The organism is Shewanella xiamenensis, from assembly GCF_024971755.1.
GTDB classification, from domain to species: Bacteria; Pseudomonadota; Gammaproteobacteria; order Enterobacterales; family Shewanellaceae; genus Shewanella; species Shewanella xiamenensis.
In genome coordinates this window covers 2344177-2363568 of the sequence record NZ_CP079718.1, presented here as the reverse complement: position 1 = coordinate 2363568, position 19392 = coordinate 2344177, and the positions used below count along the sequence as shown (strand labels likewise).

Sequence of the window (19392 nt, the reverse complement as noted above, 5' to 3'; positions counted from 1 at the left end):
ACTCGCTAACACATATACTCAATGGTTTTAGGATCTATGACATCAATCGAACCCACTCATACAGGTAAAAAAGTCATTGTCGGCATGTCCGGCGGTGTTGATTCATCCGTTTCAGCCTATTTGCTTATGCAGCAAGGCTATCAGGTTGAAGGCCTTTTCATGAAGAACTGGGAAGAAGATGACAACGATGAGTACTGTGCGGCCGCCGAAGATTTAAAAGATGCTCAAGCCGTTTGCGATAAGCTTGGGATCACACTCCACACGGTCAACTTTGCTGCCGAATATTGGGACAATGTATTTGAGTATTTTCTTGCCGAATACAAAGCGGGGCGTACCCCCAATCCCGATATCATGTGCAACAAAGAAATCAAATTTAAGGCCTTTTTAGAGTTTGCCGACGATATTCTCGATGCCGACTACATCGCCATGGGTCACTATGTGCGCCGCCGCGACAATGCCGATGGCACAACGCAAATGCTGCGTGGGGTCGACAATAATAAAGATCAAAGCTACTTCCTATACACCTTAAGCCATGAACAAGTGGCACGCAGCCTGTTTCCGGTTGGTGAACTCGAAAAACACGAAGTGCGAGAAATCGCCAAACAGATGGGATTAATTACCCATGATAAGAAAGACAGCACCGGCATTTGCTTTATCGGCGAGCGAAAATTTACTGAATTCTTAGGTAATTACTTACCCGCACAGCCTGGCAACATCGAAACCGCCGAAGGCGAAGTCATTGGCAAGCACCAAGGTTTGATGTACCACACCTTAGGCCAACGTAAAGGTCTGGGGATTGGTGGCATGAAAAATAGCAATGATGACCCATGGTACGTGGTGGATAAAGATCTCAAACGTAACGTGCTTGTTGTTGGCCAAGGTGGTCACCATCCGCGATTGATGTCCAATGGCATGTTTGTCAATCAACTACACTGGGTCGACCGCAAAGGTCCCGCCGATGGCAGCCAAATTGTGGTGAAAACCCGTTACCGCCAGCAGGATATCCCTTGCACCCTCACCTATCTTGATGACAATACCCTCAAAGTGGTGTTTGATGAGCCCGTTGCCGCCGTGACGCCTGGCCAATCAGCGGTATTTTACGATGGCGAAGTGTGCCTCGGTGGCGGAATTATCGATCAACTGATCAGAGGATAAACCGTGAACGAACAGCTCCATGATCGTACTATGGCCTTTGCAGGAATACTGCAGGCCATTGCACAAGTTCAGTATTTAGCCCGTCATGGTGAAAGCGACACCGATGAGCTAGCTGCCAGTTTACACACCATTTTAGTGACTAATCCAGAAACCCCCGCCGATGTCTACCAAGATAAGACTGGCCTGCACAAAGGCTACCAATTGGTGTTAAATCAACTGGGGGATAGCAGTCAAAAAGATGTGGAAATAACTCGCTATCTGGTGGGAATTTTAGCCCTTGAACGTAAATTAACCCGTTCGAACACCGGGTTAGCTATGCTTGCTGAGCGCATCAATCAAGTGAATCGTCAGCTACATCATTTTGCGATCACCGACGAACAAGTCATTGCCAATCTGGCCAGTATTTATAGCGACATTATCAGTAATCTTGGACCTAAGATTCAGATCTCAGGCAATCCAGTGTGTCTGCAACGTCCAATCGTGCAACAAAAAATCCGCGCCTTGCTGCTTGCAGCCATGCGCAGCGCAGTGTTATGGCGACAACTAGGCGGCAAACGTCGACACTTAGTCTTTGCCCGTAAAGCCATCTTAGACACAGCTAAGAAAAGTCTTACCCTATAATAAAATAAGTTTTCATCAAGGAGCTTCACATGGATCTTTCCGCACTAACTGCTATCTCTCCGGTAGACGGCCGTTACGGTAGTAAAACAGCGTCATTGCGAGGGATTTTCAGCGAGTTCGGTCTTACTAAGTACCGTGTTCAAGTTGAAATCAACTGGTTAAAGTTACTCGCTGATTGCCCAGAAATCACCGAAGTGCCACCATTAAGCGAGTCAGCGATCGCGCTTCTCGATGCCATTAAAGACAATTTCAGTGAGCAAGATGCGCTTCGCGTGAAAGCCATTGAAAGCACCACCAACCACGACGTGAAAGCAGTTGAATACTTTATCAAAGAAAAAATCGCAGACAACGCTGAACTCGCCGCTGTCGGTGAATTTGTTCACTTCGCCTGTACTTCTGAAGATATCAACAACTTAAGCCATGGCTTAATGTTAACTGAAGCCCGCGAGCAAGTGGTACTGCCTTATTGCAATGAACTGCTCAGCGCCATCAAAAAACTGGCCGTTGAATACCGCTCAGTACCTTTGATGTCACGTACCCACGGTCAGCCAGCCTCGCCTTCAACCTTAGGCAAGGAAATGGCTAACGTAGCCGTGCGTTTAGAGCGCCAAATCAAGCAAATCGCGGCCGTTGAAATCATGGGGAAAATTAACGGCGCCGTAGGTAACTACAACGCGCACATATCTGCATACCCAGAAGTGAACTGGCATGCACTGTCTGAACGTTTTGTGACGAGCTTAGGCCTGCACTGGAACGCATACACCACTCAAATCGAACCGCATGATTACATTGCTGAGCTCTTTGATGCGATTGCGCGTTTCAACACTATTCTGCTCGATTTCGACCGTGACGTTTGGGGTTATATTGCCTTAGGTCACTTCAAGCAACGTACCATTGCAGGTGAAATTGGCTCATCAACCATGCCACACAAGGTCAACCCTATCGACTTTGAAAACTCAGAGGGTAACTTAGGTATTGCCAATGCGTTGATGCAACATTTAGCCGCAAAACTGCCCGTTTCAAGATGGCAACGTGACTTAACCGATTCCACCGTACTGCGTAACTTAGGTGTGGGTATCGCCCACTCGCTGATCGCCTACCAAGCGACCTTAAAAGGCATCAGCAAGTTACAAGTGAATGAAGAGCATTTACGTGCCGAGCTCGATCAAAACTGGGAAGTATTGGCTGAGCCAGTACAAACCGTGATGCGTCGCTATGGTATTGAAAAGCCATACGAGAAGTTAAAAGAATTGACACGTGGTAAACGCATCGACGCCAAGCAACTTGCCGAATTTATCGACGGTTTAGCCCTGCCTGAAGAAGTGAAAGCAGAGCTGAAGAAGATGACGCCAGCCAACTATATTGGCCGTGCAGAAGCATTCGTTGACGAACTTAACTAAAGTTCAGTTTACGGCTAACGCTTCGTTTAACGCTAAGCTGACATGCTTAGCTTATTATCTAGCCTAAATAAGGATTGAGGCGGTTACATTGTTAAGGATGTAGTCGCCTTTTTTGACACTATGTATAAACTCAATCTCGATATTGCCCAGTTCCTCAAGGATTACTGGCAACAAAAACCTGTGGTCATCAAAGGCGCTTTTCCTCACTTTGAAGATCCAATCAGTGCCGATGAGCTGGCCGGCCTGGCCTGCGAAGAAGAAATCACTTCGCGCATCGTCGTCACGCAAAAAGATAACTGGGAAGTGATCCAAGGCCCCTTTGAGGATTACGACAATTACGGTGAAACCCACTGGCAATTATTGGTGCAAGCGGTTAACCATTGGTATCCCGACTCACAACCCCTCGTTGAGGCCTTTCGTTTTCTCCCCGATTGGCGATTCGATGATTTGATGGTGTCATTTGCCACTCCAAATGGCGGTGTCGGTCCCCATATCGACAATTACGATGTGTTTATTATTCAAGGCGAAGGTCAGCGCCGCTGGACCGTAGGTGACAACACCCCACAACAACGTCGTGGCGGTAATCCTAATTCACCTCTGGTGGAAGACTTTGACCCCATCATTGATATGGTGTTAGAGAAAGGCGATATGCTTTATATTCCGCCAGGATTCCCACACTGCGGTGAAACCTTAACCTTAGCCTTGAGCTATTCGATTGGTTACCGCGCACCCAGTCAGCAAGAATTAGTCAGCGAAGTGGCCGACTATTTACTCGACAAAAATTTGGGTCAACAGCGTTTTACCTCCGCATCCGAGCCAACAAATCCGGGCATTATTAGCCAAGATCATCAACTCGGCATTATGTCGCTGTTAAGCCAGCTTGCCCAAGATCCTGCGAGTTATCAGGTTGTGCTAGGTAAACTGCTAAGCCAAAACCGATTCGAATTAGATATTTGTGAAGGCGAAGAAGCCTATAGCATCGACGATCTGCAAGATGCCTTTGAACAAGGCGCTGGTGTAAATCGCATTGGCGGTTTAAAAGTACTACGTTTAGAGAATGATGCTCACTCGCGCTTATTCATTAATGGCGAAATCTATGATCTGCCCAATACACCCGAAGCGGTGCTTGTACAGTTAAGCGATCATGTCAGCTTTGATTGCGAAACAGCTCTCGCGTTATGCGAACATGATGAAGTACAACAGCTATTGCTGGAACTGATTAATCAAGGTTTATACTATTTAAGTGATGAAGAAGCGTAATCCTTTAATATGGAATGAAACCGTCGGTATGCTCAACGTAGAACACAACGCTTGAGACAGACTTAAACAACAAAGGCACTCAATCGAGTGCCTTTGGTTTTATGACTCAACACAAGGAAATCTAGCTATTCCACAGTTTTTCATCATTGTGCATACGATATAAACTCTCTGCACGGGAGACTAATAACTGGGCAAATTTTGCCTGGGTTGCATCACGTCTGGTTGCGCCTGAACGGATCAAATTTTCAGCCTGCATTTGCCACATCATCGAGAAATGACGAACCGCATCACGCGCCGTTTTAGCCACTTTGACATCCACAAAATCCGATGGTAAATCGCCTGACATCACCCAATAGGTTTTGGTCGTAGGACGTTTGGATTCCATCTTCCAAATCGCTAAATAAGGTGCAAGATAACGGCTCTCATCGGCTAAAACCTTGCTGGGGATGACCCCTTTTTCCGCTAAAAAACGGTTCGCTTTTTGGAATTGTGTTCTGACCCACTCTTGGCGCAATTTCTCCATTTCTTCAGGAGAGATTGTTGGTTGAGCTTGATCGACAGCTTGTTCAGTCATACTTCCGTCCTATCTTATTGTTATAGCGCGGCTCTCATTCTTGGGACAGCACGCGAATCATACTAATGTCTGAGAATATCATCAGTTAAAACTGGTTTAGCATCTCTAAGCTTACGTTTACGTAAAGTGGAAAGCTAGATTGCCACAAATAATCTATTTATTCGGTCATTATGCATGGTTGAGAGTATCGCTAAATGCTATGGTTCTGCAATAAATATAACGAGCTGTCGATGGGAAGTCGTTCCATCGACGTTTTATTGTGTATAGCGGAGAACTTCACGTGGCTGTATTTAATCATGTATCCTTTGATGAACATGAACAGGTCGTATTCTGTCATGATAAAGAAAGTGGCTTAAAAGCCATTGTTGCCATCCATAACACCAACTTAGGTCCAGCTGTGGGTGGATGCCGGATGTGGAATTATCAATCCGATGATGAAGCCCTGACAGACGTATTACGCCTCTCCCGTGGTATGACTTACAAAAATGCCCTCGCAGGTTTAACCATGGGCGGTGGTAAGTCTGTGATTATTGCCGATCCTAAGCGTCCTGATCGCGAAGCCCTTTTCCGTGCCTTTGGCCGTTTTATCAATAGCCTCGGTGGACGTTACTATTCTGCTGAAGACGTGGGCACCACGACCGCTGATATTATGATTGCCCATCAAGAAACACCTTACATGGCAGGCCTTGAGGGCAAGAGTGGCGATCCATCGCCATTTACAGCATTAGGCACCTATTTAGGGATCAAGGCTGCAGTTAAACATAAACTCGATTTAGACAGCTTAAAAGGCCTTAAGATCGCCGTTCAAGGTGTTGGCCATGTCGGTTACTACCTGTGTAAACATTTGCATGAAGAAGGTGCACAGCTGATTGTTACCGATATTCACCAAGCATCACTGGATAAAGTGGCTACCGACTTTGGTGCCATCGTTGTTGCTCCACAGGATATCTATGCCCAAGACGTGGATGTCTATGCGCCATGTGCACTAGGTGCAACTCTAAACGATGTTACCCTACCACAACTCAAAGCTAAGATTGTTGCGGGTTGCGCCAACAACCAATTAGCCGAAGTCCGCCATGGCGAGCAGTTAAAAGAAATGGGCATTCTGTATGCGCCAGATTATGTGATTAACGCTGGCGGCATTATCAACGTGTCATTTGAAAAAGATTATGACGCAGCAAAATCAGAAGCTAAGGTCAGAGAAATCTACAACACGCTGCTGAAGATTTTTGCTAAGGCCGATGCTGAAAACCGCACGACAGGTGCAGTAGCTGACGAAATGGCCCGTGCCATTTACCAAGCGGCCAAAGCCTAATCATGCAGTAGGCGGACAACGAGTCGTTGTCCGCCTCAACCACTTCCCTCGCTCCACTTATCTATCTAAAAAATAAATTCCTCTCAATACCAATCAGATACCAAAACGCCACGTAAAATTCACTTTTCTGTAGTGGAAAACCCTATATGTCTCTGCTTGAATTAACTACTCGTCAGTCACGGAGAAGGTGCCACTATGGTCAGTTTCAAATATGAGCTTGGGAAAGATTCACTTGAATTACAAGCAAGTGATTGGTCGGGTTTGGAGAGAGTCTATATCAATGGCCAAATGGTTTCGCGCAAACTCAATTTTAGCCATCAAAGTGAACATTTGATCAAATTGAAAGATGGTGGGCAATGCCTATGTAAGTTGTTTATTGACCCCTTCACAAATGAGTTAACTTGCCGTATTTATAAGCGTAATCAGCTAATCACTAGTCTGAAACAGGGAAAAAATAGCTTAATGCAGCGACAACGATTACTACAACAAGGGTTATTACTGGGGTCAAGTTTAGTGTTACTTTTTATGCTACTCCCACTGTAAATAACCGAAAGAAGCACAATAAAACTTACGGATTAGATGACAGTTTATTTATTTTATTCAAAAGCTTAATAAAATAACTTCGTTCATCTTCAGTAAGATTAGCAAGAAACTTTTCATTGACGCGCTCGGCCTCACGGATCAAATCCTGCTCCAGCGCCTTGGCCTCATCGGTGAGAAAAATCTGGAAAGCTCGGCGATTATCGAGTTCTTGATGGCGGGTGATGAGGCCTTGCACCTGCAACTGATCGAGCAAACGGGTCATGGTATAGTTCGCTACATCACAACGTTTTGACAACTCGGTCTGAGTAATCCCCTCCTCCTGCCAAAGCGCGAATAATACTGGCCACAACTTAATGTCGAGCTGATAGCGTTTCAACTGCAAATCGAGTTCATTTTGCAGCTCAATATTTAAGTGCGAAACAAGATAGCCTAAGCTTTCATAACGGTTCAAACAGCACCTCCGAAAACAACATTTAGACCCATCGACAGAGACCTAAACCCGAGTAGGATTGGCTAAGGTTAGTTTTAATACTATCACTTAACCCATAATAAACTAGTCAGCCTCCCCAAGTTATTACAATCAAAATCTTTAAGCACTGAGGCCACCTTCATCGGTTAAATTGAATTCATTCACAAAATTGTAGTAGCAGGCACGGCTCAATTTTCCCCATAGGCCGCGCTCTAGCGGCAGATAAATCCCAAAGTCGGTGAGCTTTAAATGATGGAGTGTCGCCAGAGAATGCTCGGTGCCAATACTACTGTGCAGCGTTAAACCCGATGCTGTCTCATCCTTCATATAATCGACAATCAACAGTGGCGCATCATCCACCTCGACTCGCACCTTTTCGACTGGTGTGATCAGAAAATGTTCGCCATCAATGCCATGTAAAATACTGGCAAATAACTTGGCAAACTTCGTCGGCAATGGGCTGCCCTGATATAACCAGTCACCGGAGAGTTGAATACAAAATAACGTTGTTTGACTACATAGCTCAGTTTGCTGTGCTAAGTCATCATTCTGTTTTGTCTTGCTGGTAAATGCCTGTAGCGTGTCAATAACATTGTCCGTGTGTTTTTCCATAGCGTCCCCTCAATAAAAAAACCAGCCTGACGACTGGTTTAGTGTGGCATTGCCTTAGGGATTATCCAATCCCTAATAAAAAATTGCGTTAAGCCTTAACGAGCTCCAATAAAGCCTCTAATGGATGTTTTGGCTTGTAACCGGCGAAACGTTTCACTTGGCTGCGGCATGAGTAGCCAGAGACTAGCACCTGTGATGCATCCATCTTGCTTAAGGTGTCTTTCCATGACATATCAAACAAGGTCTTAGAACGCTCAAGATTCTCAGCCTCATGGCCGTAGGTACCCGCCATGCCGCAACAGCCCAGATTCACTGCCGTTAATTTAGCGCCAAAGTGAGTGAAGATTTTGCTCCACTCATTGGCGGTATTAGGCTTCGCCGTAGACTCAGTACAATGGCTAAACCAAGTAAATTGTTTATCTTGCATGGCCTTAGTAGGAATATCCTGCAGTATGCCAAGCAGCCATTCGTTAGCCAGTTTAACCTCAAACGCGCCGCGGTTAGCCCCTAAAATTTCTTTATATTCATCGCGATAACAGAGCACTAAGGCGGGATCGATCCCAACCATTGGCATGCCTAACTTATGCACTTGGTTTAAGAAATCCGCACTCGACTGCGCCGTTTTAGCAAATTTACCCAAGAAGCCCTTGATATGGGTCGGTTTACCGTTGGGCTTAAATGGCAGTAGAACGGGTTTTAATCCTAAGGTTTCAATCAATTGGATAAAGCGATACACCAAGCCCGCATCGTAGAAACTGTTGAAGGGATCTTGTACAACTAATACAAATTTTGCCCTCTCATCGGCAGGGATGGCCTGCAATGCCGCCAAATCATAGCCGCGGCTCGCATGGCCATCGAGTCGTTGTTTTAAGGTTGGCACCGACAGCGCTGGCGCATCCACATAGCCAATAGCCTTTTTGATGACCCATTGGCTGAGTGGGTTTTGCGAGGCGAAATTAGTCAGTCTTGGCGCAGCAGCCATCAGAGGTAAGCTGTCTTCTATGCCCGCAACTAGGTAATCCTTGGCCGGACGCAGATAACGTTGATAGTAAATATTAAAGAATTGCGCCCTAAACTTAGGTACATCCACTTTAACCGGGCACTGACTCGAACACGCCTTACACGCAAGACAGCCCTTCAGTGATTCCATCACTTCATGGGAATAATCATAATCACGTTTGGCATTGATGGTGTTTTGCATCCGCTGCAAAATGCCTAAGGGTTTGGCTTTCGCCAGCGCGTTCACATCCACCCCTTCCGACTCAAGCAAACGCAGCCATTCACGCATCAGACCCGCACGGCCTTTGGGGGATTGCACCCTATCGCCAGTCACCTTAAATGACGGACACATAGGCGAGTAGCTACTGTAATTAAAGCACAGTCCGTTACCGTTACAGTTCATCACATCGGGATAGGCATCGCGTACTTCAACGGGAATTTGTCTGTCAAACTTGCCGCGCTTGGTACTATCCACATCAAATGCCAAGCTGCCGACTTGCTTGGGTGCCACTAACTTGCTGGGATTAAGCCTGTTATCAGGGTCAAATAGACCTTTAATGTCTTGCAATACGCCATAAAGTTCATCGCCAAATACCGATGGGCCGTATTCGCCACGCACGCCCTTACCATGCTCGCCCCACATCAGGCCGCCGTATTTGAGCGTCAGTGCTGCAACTTGATCAGAAATCACCCTCAGCAGTTTTTCATCTTCGACATCGCACATATCCAGTGCAGGCCTTACGTGTAATACGCCCGCATCCACATGGCCAAACATACCGTATTGCAAATTGTGACTATCGAGTAGCGCACGAAACTCCATAATATAATCGGCAAGTTTTTCAGGTGGCACAGCAGTATCTTCGGCAAATGCAATGGGTTTGCGACGTCCCTTGGTAGCACCGAGCAATCCAACGGCCTTTTTACGCATGCCATAGATTTTCTCAATACTGGCCTTATCTTGAGTGACTTGATAACCCACGACACCACATTCACCGCGACCAATTTGCTCGGTCAATACAGCCTCAAGATTCGCAAGCTTTTGCTCAACTTCTGCCGTATCACCAGCAAACTCGACCATATTCAGGCCATCGATGACTTTACCCGGCACTTCTTGAATAAGGTCGGAAACCGAATGCCAAACAATGTCCTCGCGGGCAAGATTAAGCACTTTAGAATCCACGGTTTCGACAACCGTTGCCCGCGCAGCCACTAAGGAAGGAGCATGACGCAGCGCAGACTGGAAGGAATCGTACTTAATATTCACCATCGCCCGCTCACTGGGCAGTGGTGTAATGTTGAGTTTCGCTTCGGTGATAACCGCCAGCGTGCCTTCAGAGCCTGTTAAAATGCGTGAAAGGTCGAACTGAGTTAAGCCTTCATTCCAGACATTCTTTAAGTCATATCCGGTTAAAAATCGATTGAGTTTTGGGAATTGTTGCTCAATGAGCGCGCGCTTCTCACGGCATACCTTTGCAATTGCCGAAATCAGTTTTTGTCCAAGCGGATTTTCACTCACGTTATCGGGATTACATAAGAGACCCGCATCGAGGGGACGAGTATCTAACACACTGCCATCTATCAATACGCTACGCAGCGCCAGTACATGGTCGGAAGTTTTACCATACACCAAAGAGCCTGCGCCCGAGGCGTCGGTGTTGATCATACCGCCAATAGTGGCGCGGTTTGAAGTTGAGAGATCGGGACTAAAGAAGAATCCATGGGGACGCAGCGTATCATTTAGCGCATCTTTAATGACCCCTGCTTCAACCCTAACCCAGCCCTGCTCAGGATTCACTTCCAACACACGATTCATATAACGAGACACATCGAGGATCAAACCGTGGGTCAGCGACTGCCCATTAGTGCCTGTTCCGCCACCTCTAGCACTAAAAGTCACACCCACAAACTCTGCTTTCGTAGCAAGTTTAAGCGCTATCTCGATATCCTTTTGGTGTTTAGGATAAAGCACCGCCTGGGGCAAAAATTGATAGACAGAGTTATCCGTGGCTTGCACTAAGCGCGCGCTGTAGCGCTTATCAATATCACCTTCATAGGCACTTTGTTCTAAAGCATCAAGATAGGCCAGATAAACAGGTTCTAAGGTTTGTTGATGTGATAACAGAGGTAACATGGGCGGCTTCAGTCAATTATTGTTATGCGGCCCATTATAAACAAAAAAAAGCCGCTAAAAAGCGGCTTTTTTAACACCTTGATAAAATTACGGCCTAGATCAAGCGTGCGCTTCGGCTAAATATAACCAAGTATCAATTACGGTATCAGGGTTTAACGATACGGTATCGATGCCTTGTTCAACTAACCAAGCCGCGAAATCGGCGTGATCTGAAGGTCCTTGACCACAAATACCGATATAAGCACCCTTGGCCTTAGCCGCTTTAATGGCCATAGACAGCAGGATCTTCACCGCTTCGTTACGCTCATCAAACAAGTGGCTGATGATGCCTGAGTCACGGTCAAGACCGAGTGTTAACTGTGTTAAGTCATTTGAGCCGATAGAGAAACCATCGAAGTGCTCAAGGAACTGATCCGCTAACAGCGCATTTGACGGTACTTCGCACATCATGATGACGCGTAGACCATCTTTACCACGCTCTAAGCCCTGCTCTTTCAGCAGTTCAATCACTTGCTCAGCTTCTTTCACGGTACGGACGAATGGGATCATGACTTCAACGTTCTTCAGACCCATTTCATTACGCACGCGCTTAATCGCTTCACATTCAAGTGCGAAACAATCGCGGAATGATTCAGAGATATAACGGCTCGCACCACGGAAGCCCAACATTGGGTTTTCTTCGTCAGGTTCGTAACGATCACCGCCGACTAAGTTAGCGTATTCGTTAGACTTAAAGTCTGACATACGTACGATCACTTTCTTCGGATAGAAAGCCGAACCAATAGATGCGATACCTTCGACTAAGCGAGCGATGTAGAACTCAACTGGAGAGTCGTAACCGGCGATCATCTCGTTGATTTCTTCCTGCAATGCAGCATCTTGTTGGTTGAATTCAAGCAACGCTTTCGGGTGAATACCGATCATGCGGTTGATGATGAATTCTAAACGCGCTAGACCCACACCTTCGTTAGGTAAACGGGCAAAATCAAATGCACGATCTGGGTTACCCACGTTCATCATGATCTTCATCGGTAATGCTGGCAGTGAGTCAACGCGGTTTGAAATCACTTCAAACTCTTGTTTACCTTCGTAGATGTAACCTGTGTCACCTTCGGCACAAGATACAGTCACTAACTGACCATTTTTGATACGGTCAGTCACATCACCACAACCGACTACCGCAGGTACGCCTAATTCACGGGCAATAATCGCCGCATGACAGGTACGACCGCCACGGTTAGTCACGATGGCGCTGGCGCGCTTCATGATAGGTTCCCAATCTGGGTCAGTCATGTCGGTCACTAACACATCGCCTGGTTGGATTTGATCCATGTCAGCGATAGAGGTTAATACCTTAGCCACACCTGAACCCACTTTATGACCGATAGCACGACCTTCAGAGATCACTGCGCCACGGCTCTTTAAGTGGTAACGTTCAATTAATTGTACGTCTTCACGGCTACGAACCGTTTCTGGACGCGCTTGAACGATATAGAGTTTGCCATCGTTACCGTCTTTCGCCCACTCGATGTCCATTGGACGACCGTAGTGTTTTTCGATAACCATTGCTTGTTTAGCCAGTTCCATCACTTCGGCGTCGTTGATGGAGAATTGACGACGTTTTTCAGCAGCAACGTCTTCAATTTTCACTTGTTTGCCGTGAGCAGCATCATCGGAATACACCATCTGGATGAGCTTACTACCGATATTACGGCGAACAACGGCTTTATGTCCTTGAGAAAGGATAGGTTTGTGGACATAGAATTCGTCAGGGTTTACCGCACCTTGAACAACCATTTCACCCAGACCAAAAGATGAAGTGATAAACACCACATCGTTGTTGCCTGATTCAGTGTCCATGGTGAACATAACACCTGATGCCGCTTTGTCTGAACGAACCATGCGTTGTACGCCGGCAGACAGGGCAACACCGTGGTGCTCATAACCTTGGTGAACACGGTATGAAATTGCACGGTCGTTAAAGAGTGACGCAAACACGTGCTTAATCGCCACGAGTACAGAGTCAAATCCTTTCACGTTTAAGAAGGTTTCTTGCTGACCAGCAAAAGAAGCATCTGGCATATCTTCTGCGGTAGCAGAAGAACGTACTGCAAATGATGCATCGCTAGTTTCAGCGGCAAGTTTATCGTAAGCTTCACGAATGGCTTGCTCTAAAGCTGGTTGGAATGGGGTGTCAATCACCCATTGTCTGATCTGTGCACCTACTTTTGCCAGTGCATTGACATCATCTACATCCAGTGTGGCTAGAATGTCATAAATCTTCTGGTTTACTCCACTTTGTTCAAGGAACTCATTGAACGCATAAGAAGTAGTCGCAAATCCGCCAGGTACTTGAACACCGGCATTAGCTAGATTGCTGATCATCTCGCCAAGAGAAGCATTTTTACCGCCAACCAAGTTGACGTCACCCATGCCTAATTCCTGATACCAGAGTACGTATTGCTGCACAGTTCTATCTCCGCAAGTTTATTTCAGTGGCCCCTTCACACGAGGGCAGCGGCATTTTACACTCCCGCTGAAGAAGCGTAAATCTATAATTTTATTTGTAATTTTATTACTACAAGAGGTCAGTATGGCACCAAAGGTATTTTACATCTCCGACGGCACAGCGATCACAGCAGAGGTTTTTGGGCATGCAGTTCTCTCGCAATTTCCATTAGAATTTGAGTCACTTACAATTCCATTTGTTGAAACATTGGCAAAAGCTGAAAACGTTAAACGACAAATTAATGATTGTTTTATTACAACAGGCGAACGCCCCTTAGTGTTCCATTCAATCGTTAAACCGGAAATTCGGGACATCATTTATTCGAGTGAAGGTCTCGATTACGATTTTTTAAATACCTTCGTCGCTCCACTTGAACAACATTTAGGCGTAAGTGCATCGCCTGTATTACACCGCACCCACGGTAAAGCCAATCAGGGTTATGAAGCCCGTATCGATGCCATCAATTTTGCGATGGATAATGATGATGGCCAAACCATGAAGCATATGGATCAGGCCGATTTGATCCTGCTGGGCGTGTCTCGCTGCGGTAAAACCCCGTCCAGCCTCTATTTATCGATGCAGTTTGGTATTAAAGCGGCTAACTACCCGTTCACCGAAGACGATATGGATAACCTTAAACTGCCCGAAGCCTTAAAACGCAATAAGAAAAAATTGTTTGGGTTGACCATCGATCCGGTACGCTTACATGAAATCCGCCAAAGTCGGATGGAAAACAGTCGCTACTCTTCCTTAAAGCAGTGTCGTTTAGAGGTAAAAGAAGTCGAGATGATGTTCAAACGTGAACGTATTCCCTATATCGACACCACCAACCACTCGGTCGAAGAAATCGCCACTAAGATTTTGGATGTCACCGGCTTAGAACGTCATATGTTCTAATCTTGATGATTTCGAACGAGACAATCGAGTCCCTCGATTTAGGCTAAATAGGTCTAACTTAAATCAAATTCATTGCACAGTTGCCGACAATTAACACAATTGGCACTGTGCAATGCTGTTCGATTCGTTATAATCCGAGGCAATCTGGCGAAAAGCGCCGCACGCAAGCTCGGTATTTTGAATGACCATTAAAACAGACGAATTACGCACTTCCTTATTAGCTAAAGTCATCTCACCTGCACAACTGGCATCTGAGTACCCGTTAACCCAAGATGCAGCCGATTACCTCGTTCAGCAACGTCGTGAAGTTGAAGCCATTATTATGGGCGAAGATCATCGTCTACTGGTGATCATTGGCCCTTGCTCTATCCATGATACGCAAGCTGCCCTCGACTACGCCCGCCGTTTAGCTGTGCTGCATCAAGAGTTAAAGGACGATCTCTGTATTTTAATGCGGGTGTACTTTGAAAAGCCGCGCACCATTGTTGGCTGGAAAGGGTTAATTTCCGATCCTGACTTAGATGGCAGCTTTGAACCCAATAAAGGATTGCGTATTGCCCGTCAGCTACTACAGCAAATCACTGAGCTGAAATTGCCGATTGCCACCGAGTTTTTAGATATGGTGAACGGTCAATATATTGCTGATTTAATCACCTGGGGCGCTATCGGCGCTCGCACCACTGAAAGCCAAGTCCACCGCGAAATGGCCTCGGCACTCTCCTGCCCTGTGGGTTTTAAAAATGGAACCGATGGCAATATCAATATCGCCGTTGATGCCGTTCGTGCCGCCAAAGTGCCGCATATTTTCTATTCACCAGATAAAGATGGCGCCATGTCTGTCTATCGTACCCATGGCAATCCTTATGGGCACATTATTTTACGCGGTGGTAAAAAACCTAATTACTTTGAGCAGGATATTGAACAAGCAAGATTAAAACTTGAGTCTGTCAATGTAACGCCGCGTGTAGTGGTTGATTTTAGCCACGGTAACAGTGAAAAAAATCACCTAAAACAACTGGTCGTTGCTGAAAATATCATGGCGCAAATGCGCGCGGGCAGTACGGCCATTGCCGGCATCATGGCAGAAAGTTTCTTACATGAAGGCAATCAAAAAGTGATTGAGGGTCAACCTTTATGCTATGGCCAAAGCATTACCGATGCCTGCTTACATTGGGATGACTCAGAAAAATTACTGCGAGATCTGGCTAAAGCCTCACGCGATAGGCGTGAACTTCTCGGTAAATAAGTCGATTACCAAACACTAAAGGCTTCCACTGGAAGCCTTTTTACTTTTCGTTTTGTCTTAAAACCTAACGATATAGTCGTTTTATATCATTCAAATTGAAAACTCACTATAATCGCGCCTCTTGAAAATGCATAACCTCAGGTTGCCGTATGCCACATTCACTCGACTCTACTCGCCCTGCTTTTTCCGATGCCATTGAACAACGAATCAATCAATCCGAAGCGCGTGTAATCAAAGCCGTATTTCCTTCTATCACCAATCACCACAATACCTTATTTGGTGGTGAAGCCTTAGCATGGATGGATGAAACCGCTTTTATTGCTGCGACTCGTTTCTGCCGTAAAGCCTTAGTTACAGTCAGCTCTGATCGAATCGACTTTAAAAAACCTATTCCAGCGGGTACCTTAGCAGAGCTTATCGCCCGCGTGATCCATGTAGGTAATACCTCGTTAAAGGTCGAAGTCAATATTTTTGTCGAAGACATGTACCAAGATCACCGTGAGCATGCGATCCGTGGCGTATTCACCTTTGTTGCGGTAGACGAACAACGCCATCCAACCCAAGTGTGGACGGCTGAATAAGATTTATACTACGTAATAACGTACTCTAGCCCTTTAACAGCAAGGTTTTAGGGCTAATTTATTCGTTCATTTAAGCAAGACAAAAGTATAACAACCAGAAACATATAAAAATTTTGTCCTTCTTGCTGCATAAACCAATAGGATCCTCGATTACTTTTCTGTTACATTGGGTTTAATCTTCACGCGCCACGAACATAATCAAAAAAGCCATGAAGCTAGAAAACTTAAATATAATTATTGCCGACGACCATCCATTGTTTCGAAATGCACTACGTCAAGCACTCAGTAGTGCCTTTGAGCGCACCCAGTGGTTTGAGGCTGACAGTGCCGATGCGTTGCAGTCTGTGTTAGATTCACAAAGTGTCAGCTACGATTTGGTTTTACTGGATTTGCAGATGCCAGGTTCCCACGGCTATTCGACGCTTATCCATCTGCGCTCTCACTACCCTGAGCTGCCTGTTATTGTGATTTCGGCCCACGAGGATATCAATACCATTAGCCGTGCTATTCACTATGGTGGTAGTGGTTTTATCCCTAAATCGGCGTCGATGGAAACCTTGAAAGAAGCCCTAACCGCTGTTTTATGTGGGGATTTATGGCTACCTAAAGGTGCTGATATTATACCTATCGAAGATGACAGCACTGATAAAATGGCCAGTAAGCTCTCAGATCTCACGCCGCAGCAATATAAAGTACTGCAAATGTTTGCTGAGGGCTTGCTCAATAAACAAATCGCCTATGACTTAGGGGTTTCTGAAGCAACAATAAAAGCGCACGCCACTGCCATTTTTAGAAAACTAGGCGTTCGTAATCGCACTCAAGCGGTTATTGCTTTAAGTCAGCTTGAAATGGATAAAGTCGATTTGTCATAGTCGTACGTGTCATTTCAATTCTCAACACAATAAAAATGCCGCAATTGATGCGGCATTTTTATTAATTTCACCAATAGTGTAGCTTAATCAACGCATAGGCAGATTTTTATCTGCAAACATCTCATCAATTAATTGCTGATCACGCAATGCGACGGCCTTCTCAACCACATCACGAGTTAAATGTGGCGCAAAGTGTTGAATAAAATCATACATATAACTTCGTAAGAAACTACCCTTCCTGAAACCAATTTTAGTGGTGCTATGGGCAAATAAATGGCCAGCATCGATGGCAACTAAATCTTTATCAATATTTGGATCAATCGCCATAGAGGCAATCACTCCTACACCTAAGCCTAAGCGCACATAGGTTTTCAGCACATCAGCGCTGGTAGCACTAAAGACAACCCGCGGCTCAAGGTTTGCACGATTAAACGCTTTCTCAATTTCCGATGCCCGATCAAACCCAAACACATAAGTCACTAATGGAAAACGAGCTAAATCTTCAATACTAATATGAGTCCGTGTCGCCAAGGGATGATCTTTTGGCACAACGACGGAGCGATTCCAGTGATAACAAGGCAACATAATCAAATCGGAATACAAATGCATCGCTTCGGTTGCAATCGCAAAATCAGCATCACCTCGGGCTGCCTGCTCACTGATCTGCGATGGCGTCCCCTGATGCATATGTAGGTTAACTTTGGGATAACGGTCGATAAACTGGCGAATGATATGGGGTAAAGCATAGCGAGCTTGGGTATCCGTTGTCGCAATATTCAATTCACCTTGATCCGGTTTTGTATATTCCTCAGATACTTTTTTAATACTTTCAACTTTACCTAAGATGTCATTGGCGATATTAATCACCTGCTGTCCAGCTGGCGTCACATGGGTCAAATGTTTACCACTGCGACCAAATATTTGAATACCTAATTCATCTTCCAACATGCGAACTTGCTTACTGATCCCAGGCTGTGATGTGTATAAATTTTCAGCTGTGGCCGATACGTTAAGGTTATGCTTTACGACCTCAGCAATATACCTGAGCTGTTGCAGTTTCATCTTATGTCCTTGTCTCAAACAGGCTGAAATGGATTGGTTAAAATAGCACCACTCAGTATCAGCTATAATCAATCGTTATAGTATATAGTAAAAATTAAAGCAAATAGGAATATAGAGCACAAGTCTTATGTTTCAAACGACAGAAATGATAACCTAGGCTAAGATAACTATGCTAGTTTATTGATTTATTGTAGCATTAGCTCAATTGGATAAATAATGGAACAGCTATGACATTCACCTTGGTTCTGATCCTCATCGGTGCACTATTACTGCTTGTTATCGGAATTAACGTAATACAACAACAAAAAGAACGTGCAGAGGCTGAACGTAGGATTGAATTTGCCCGCCAACGTGCGATTCTTGATGAAACAGAAACCGTATTATCCAATACAGGGATGATACCTTGTAGTACACATATAATGTTAGTGCTCTATCGCCGTGTTCAAGATGCTTTGGAAATGGCAACATCACTGAGCACAAGCCAACAACAAGCTGATTTTCAACGTCGACTTGCCGATATCAAAAATCAAATTGATTCATTACAAGCTAACCCACCTCAAGTCCCGCCGATTGAGAATTTTAGATTGCCTGATAACGACAAACAAACTTTGGTGTTAGTACAAACGTTAAAGAAACTAAAAGCCATTTTGCGTGCAGAGCATAACAAAGGGAGAGTCGACCCAGCGGTGTTTGGTCAGGAAGAAAATCGTATTGATAGTTTACAGCTCAGAATTAACGTTGACTCTATGTTGTCACGTGCTCGCGCCGCAAGTTTTATGAAGCAATACGGATCTTCAAAGCAAATGGTGACTAAAGCATTAGCCACTTTGCATGCGATTAAAGCGCAGACGCCAAACGATCCCTTCATCGCTCGTAAAGTCGATGAAGCCAAAATGCTATTAGATGAAATTATGGGCGCACAAAAACTCACTGCACCCAGTGCACCTAAACCCAAGAATGAAGAAGACGATATCGATATGCTGTTTCAACCGAAAAAGAAATGGTGATCAATCTTTAAAACACAAAAGCCAAGTCAGTGACTTGGCTTTTTTATTGGTTGAAATCTGACTTAAGCAATAACACAACCTAGAGCATATTCACAAAGCGTTCATCCTCAATCAATGACGATTTGTGAACATGCCCATA

The 19392-nt window shown here is 45.3% G+C and carries 17 protein-coding genes; 11 read left to right on the top strand and 6 right to left on the bottom strand.

What is annotated here, in order from left to right; translation table 11 throughout:
- Positions 1 to 36: 36 nt before the first annotated feature.
- The 4 genes from mnmA to KXJ80_RS11730 all read left to right on the top strand — a co-directional run bounded on the left by mnmA (position 37) and on the right by KXJ80_RS11730 (position 4436).
- On the top strand, positions 37 to 1155 hold the full coding sequence (gene mnmA, locus KXJ80_RS11745) for a tRNA 2-thiouridine(34) synthase MnmA (protein WP_218738734.1): 1119 nt from the start codon (positions 37 to 39) through the stop codon (positions 1153 to 1155).
- Between the two features lie 3 nt (positions 1156 to 1158).
- Positions 1159 to 1776 (top strand): high frequency lysogenization protein HflD, encoded by a 618-nt coding sequence (gene hflD, locus KXJ80_RS11740; protein ID WP_218738735.1) that lies wholly within the window; start codon positions 1159 to 1161, stop codon positions 1774 to 1776.
- Between the two features lie 29 nt (positions 1777 to 1805).
- Positions 1806 to 3176 carry an adenylosuccinate lyase gene (gene purB / locus KXJ80_RS11735; protein WP_047538893.1) on the top strand — a complete coding sequence of 457 codons (1371 nt, stop codon included), beginning with the start codon at positions 1806 to 1808 and terminating at the stop codon, positions 3174 to 3176.
- Positions 3177 to 3296: 120 nt separating this feature from the next.
- Positions 3297 to 4436, top strand: a complete 1140-nt coding sequence (locus KXJ80_RS11730; protein ID WP_069455130.1) for a ribosomal protein uL16 3-hydroxylase — start codon at positions 3297 to 3299, stop codon at positions 4434 to 4436.
- A 121-nt stretch (positions 4437 to 4557) separates the two neighbouring features.
- Here the strand turns inward: KXJ80_RS11730 and KXJ80_RS11725 are convergent, their stop codons facing one another.
- Positions 4558 to 5010 (bottom strand): DUF4826 family protein, encoded by a 453-nt coding sequence (locus KXJ80_RS11725; RefSeq protein ID WP_037419348.1) that lies wholly within the window; start codon positions 5008 to 5010, stop codon positions 4558 to 4560.
- A 280-nt stretch (positions 5011 to 5290) separates the two neighbouring features.
- Here KXJ80_RS11725 and KXJ80_RS11720 point away from each other — a divergent pair, with 280 nt between their 5' ends.
- Positions 5291 to 6325 carry a Glu/Leu/Phe/Val dehydrogenase dimerization domain-containing protein gene (locus tag KXJ80_RS11720; protein ID WP_037426528.1) on the top strand — a complete coding sequence of 345 codons (1035 nt, stop codon included), beginning with the start codon at positions 5291 to 5293 and terminating at the stop codon, positions 6323 to 6325.
- A 195-nt stretch (positions 6326 to 6520) separates the two neighbouring features.
- Positions 6521 to 6868 carry a hypothetical protein gene (locus tag KXJ80_RS11715; RefSeq protein ID WP_037419354.1) on the top strand — a complete coding sequence of 116 codons (348 nt, stop codon included), beginning with the start codon at positions 6521 to 6523 and terminating at the stop codon, positions 6866 to 6868.
- A gap of 25 nt (positions 6869 to 6893) precedes the next feature.
- Here KXJ80_RS11715 and KXJ80_RS11710 read toward each other — a convergent pair whose 3' ends face one another.
- The 4 genes from KXJ80_RS11710 to ppsA form a co-directional block, all read right to left on the bottom strand.
- Positions 6894 to 7319, bottom strand: a complete 426-nt coding sequence (locus tag KXJ80_RS11710; RefSeq protein WP_037419357.1) for a MarR family winged helix-turn-helix transcriptional regulator — start codon at positions 7317 to 7319, stop codon at positions 6894 to 6896.
- Positions 7320 to 7457: 138 nt separating this feature from the next.
- Entirely contained in the window at positions 7458 to 7949 is a 492-nt protein-coding gene (locus KXJ80_RS11705) for a DUF1285 domain-containing protein (protein ID WP_218738736.1), read from the bottom strand.
- Positions 7950 to 8037: 88 nt separating this feature from the next.
- The gene (gene ydiJ / locus KXJ80_RS11700) at positions 8038 to 11079 is read right to left on the bottom strand and encodes a D-2-hydroxyglutarate dehydrogenase YdiJ (RefSeq protein WP_218738737.1); all 3042 of its coding nucleotides are present in this window, start codon (positions 11077 to 11079) and stop codon (positions 8038 to 8040) included.
- A 99-nt stretch (positions 11080 to 11178) separates the two neighbouring features.
- Positions 11179 to 13548, bottom strand: coding sequence for a phosphoenolpyruvate synthase (gene ppsA / locus KXJ80_RS11695; RefSeq protein WP_047538908.1), 2370 nt, complete (start codon positions 13546 to 13548; stop codon positions 11179 to 11181).
- 124 nt (positions 13549 to 13672) lie between these two features.
- Between ppsA and ppsR the strand changes: the two genes are divergently transcribed.
- From ppsR to KXJ80_RS11675, 4 genes are all read left to right on the top strand, one after another.
- The gene (ppsR, locus tag KXJ80_RS11690; RefSeq protein WP_011072591.1) at positions 13673 to 14485 is read left to right on the top strand and encodes a posphoenolpyruvate synthetase regulatory kinase/phosphorylase PpsR; all 813 of its coding nucleotides are present in this window, start codon (positions 13673 to 13675) and stop codon (positions 14483 to 14485) included.
- Positions 14486 to 14666: 181 nt separating this feature from the next.
- Positions 14667 to 15731 carry a 3-deoxy-7-phosphoheptulonate synthase gene (locus KXJ80_RS11685; protein WP_069455136.1) on the top strand — a complete coding sequence of 355 codons (1065 nt, stop codon included), beginning with the start codon at positions 14667 to 14669 and terminating at the stop codon, positions 15729 to 15731.
- Between the two features lie 149 nt (positions 15732 to 15880).
- On the top strand, positions 15881 to 16312 hold the full coding sequence (locus tag KXJ80_RS11680; protein WP_037419524.1) for an acyl-CoA thioesterase: 432 nt from the start codon (positions 15881 to 15883) through the stop codon (positions 16310 to 16312).
- 209 nt (positions 16313 to 16521) lie between these two features.
- Positions 16522 to 17184, top strand: coding sequence for a response regulator transcription factor (locus tag KXJ80_RS11675; RefSeq protein WP_037419521.1), 663 nt, complete (start codon positions 16522 to 16524; stop codon positions 17182 to 17184).
- An 87-nt stretch (positions 17185 to 17271) separates the two neighbouring features.
- On the opposite strand, the gene cysB is transcribed toward KXJ80_RS11675, so the two are convergent.
- A complete protein-coding gene (gene cysB / locus KXJ80_RS11670; RefSeq protein WP_011622367.1) occupies positions 17272 to 18246 on the bottom strand; it encodes an HTH-type transcriptional regulator CysB in 975 nt (324 codons plus the stop codon).
- A 227-nt stretch (positions 18247 to 18473) separates the two neighbouring features.
- On the opposite strand from cysB, the gene zomB reads away from it, so the two are divergent.
- Positions 18474 to 19253 carry a flagellar motor control protein ZomB gene (gene zomB / locus KXJ80_RS11665; protein ID WP_037419518.1) on the top strand — a complete coding sequence of 260 codons (780 nt, stop codon included), beginning with the start codon at positions 18474 to 18476 and terminating at the stop codon, positions 19251 to 19253.
- Positions 19254 to 19392 lie beyond the last annotated feature (139 nt).

Coding starts and splice junctions, on each gene's coding strand:
- mnmA (WP_218738734.1), top strand. CDS start 37: ATGACATCAATCGAACCCACTCATACAGGTAAAAAAGTCATTGTCGGC.
- purB (WP_047538893.1), top strand. CDS start 1,806: ATGGATCTTTCCGCACTAACTGCTATCTCTCCGGTAGACGGCCGTTAC.
- KXJ80_RS11730 (WP_069455130.1), top strand. CDS start 3,297: ATGTATAAACTCAATCTCGATATTGCCCAGTTCCTCAAGGATTACTGG.
- KXJ80_RS11725 (WP_037419348.1), bottom strand. CDS start 5,010: ATGACTGAACAAGCTGTCGATCAAGCTCAACCAACAATCTCTCCTGAA.
- KXJ80_RS11715 (WP_037419354.1), top strand. CDS start 6,521: ATGGTCAGTTTCAAATATGAGCTTGGGAAAGATTCACTTGAATTACAA.
- KXJ80_RS11705 (WP_218738736.1), bottom strand. CDS start 7,949: ATGGAAAAACACACGGACAATGTTATTGACACGCTACAGGCATTTACC.
- ydiJ (WP_218738737.1), bottom strand. CDS start 11,079: ATGTTACCTCTGTTATCACATCAACAAACCTTAGAACCTGTTTATCTG.
- ppsR (WP_011072591.1), top strand. CDS start 13,673: ATGGCACCAAAGGTATTTTACATCTCCGACGGCACAGCGATCACAGCA.
- KXJ80_RS11685 (WP_069455136.1), top strand. CDS start 14,667: ATGACCATTAAAACAGACGAATTACGCACTTCCTTATTAGCTAAAGTC.
- KXJ80_RS11680 (WP_037419524.1), top strand. CDS start 15,881: ATGCCACATTCACTCGACTCTACTCGCCCTGCTTTTTCCGATGCCATT.
- KXJ80_RS11675 (WP_037419521.1), top strand. CDS start 16,522: ATGAAGCTAGAAAACTTAAATATAATTATTGCCGACGACCATCCATTG.
- cysB (WP_011622367.1), bottom strand. CDS start 18,246: ATGAAACTGCAACAGCTCAGGTATATTGCTGAGGTCGTAAAGCATAAC.
- zomB (WP_037419518.1), top strand. CDS start 18,474: ATGACATTCACCTTGGTTCTGATCCTCATCGGTGCACTATTACTGCTT.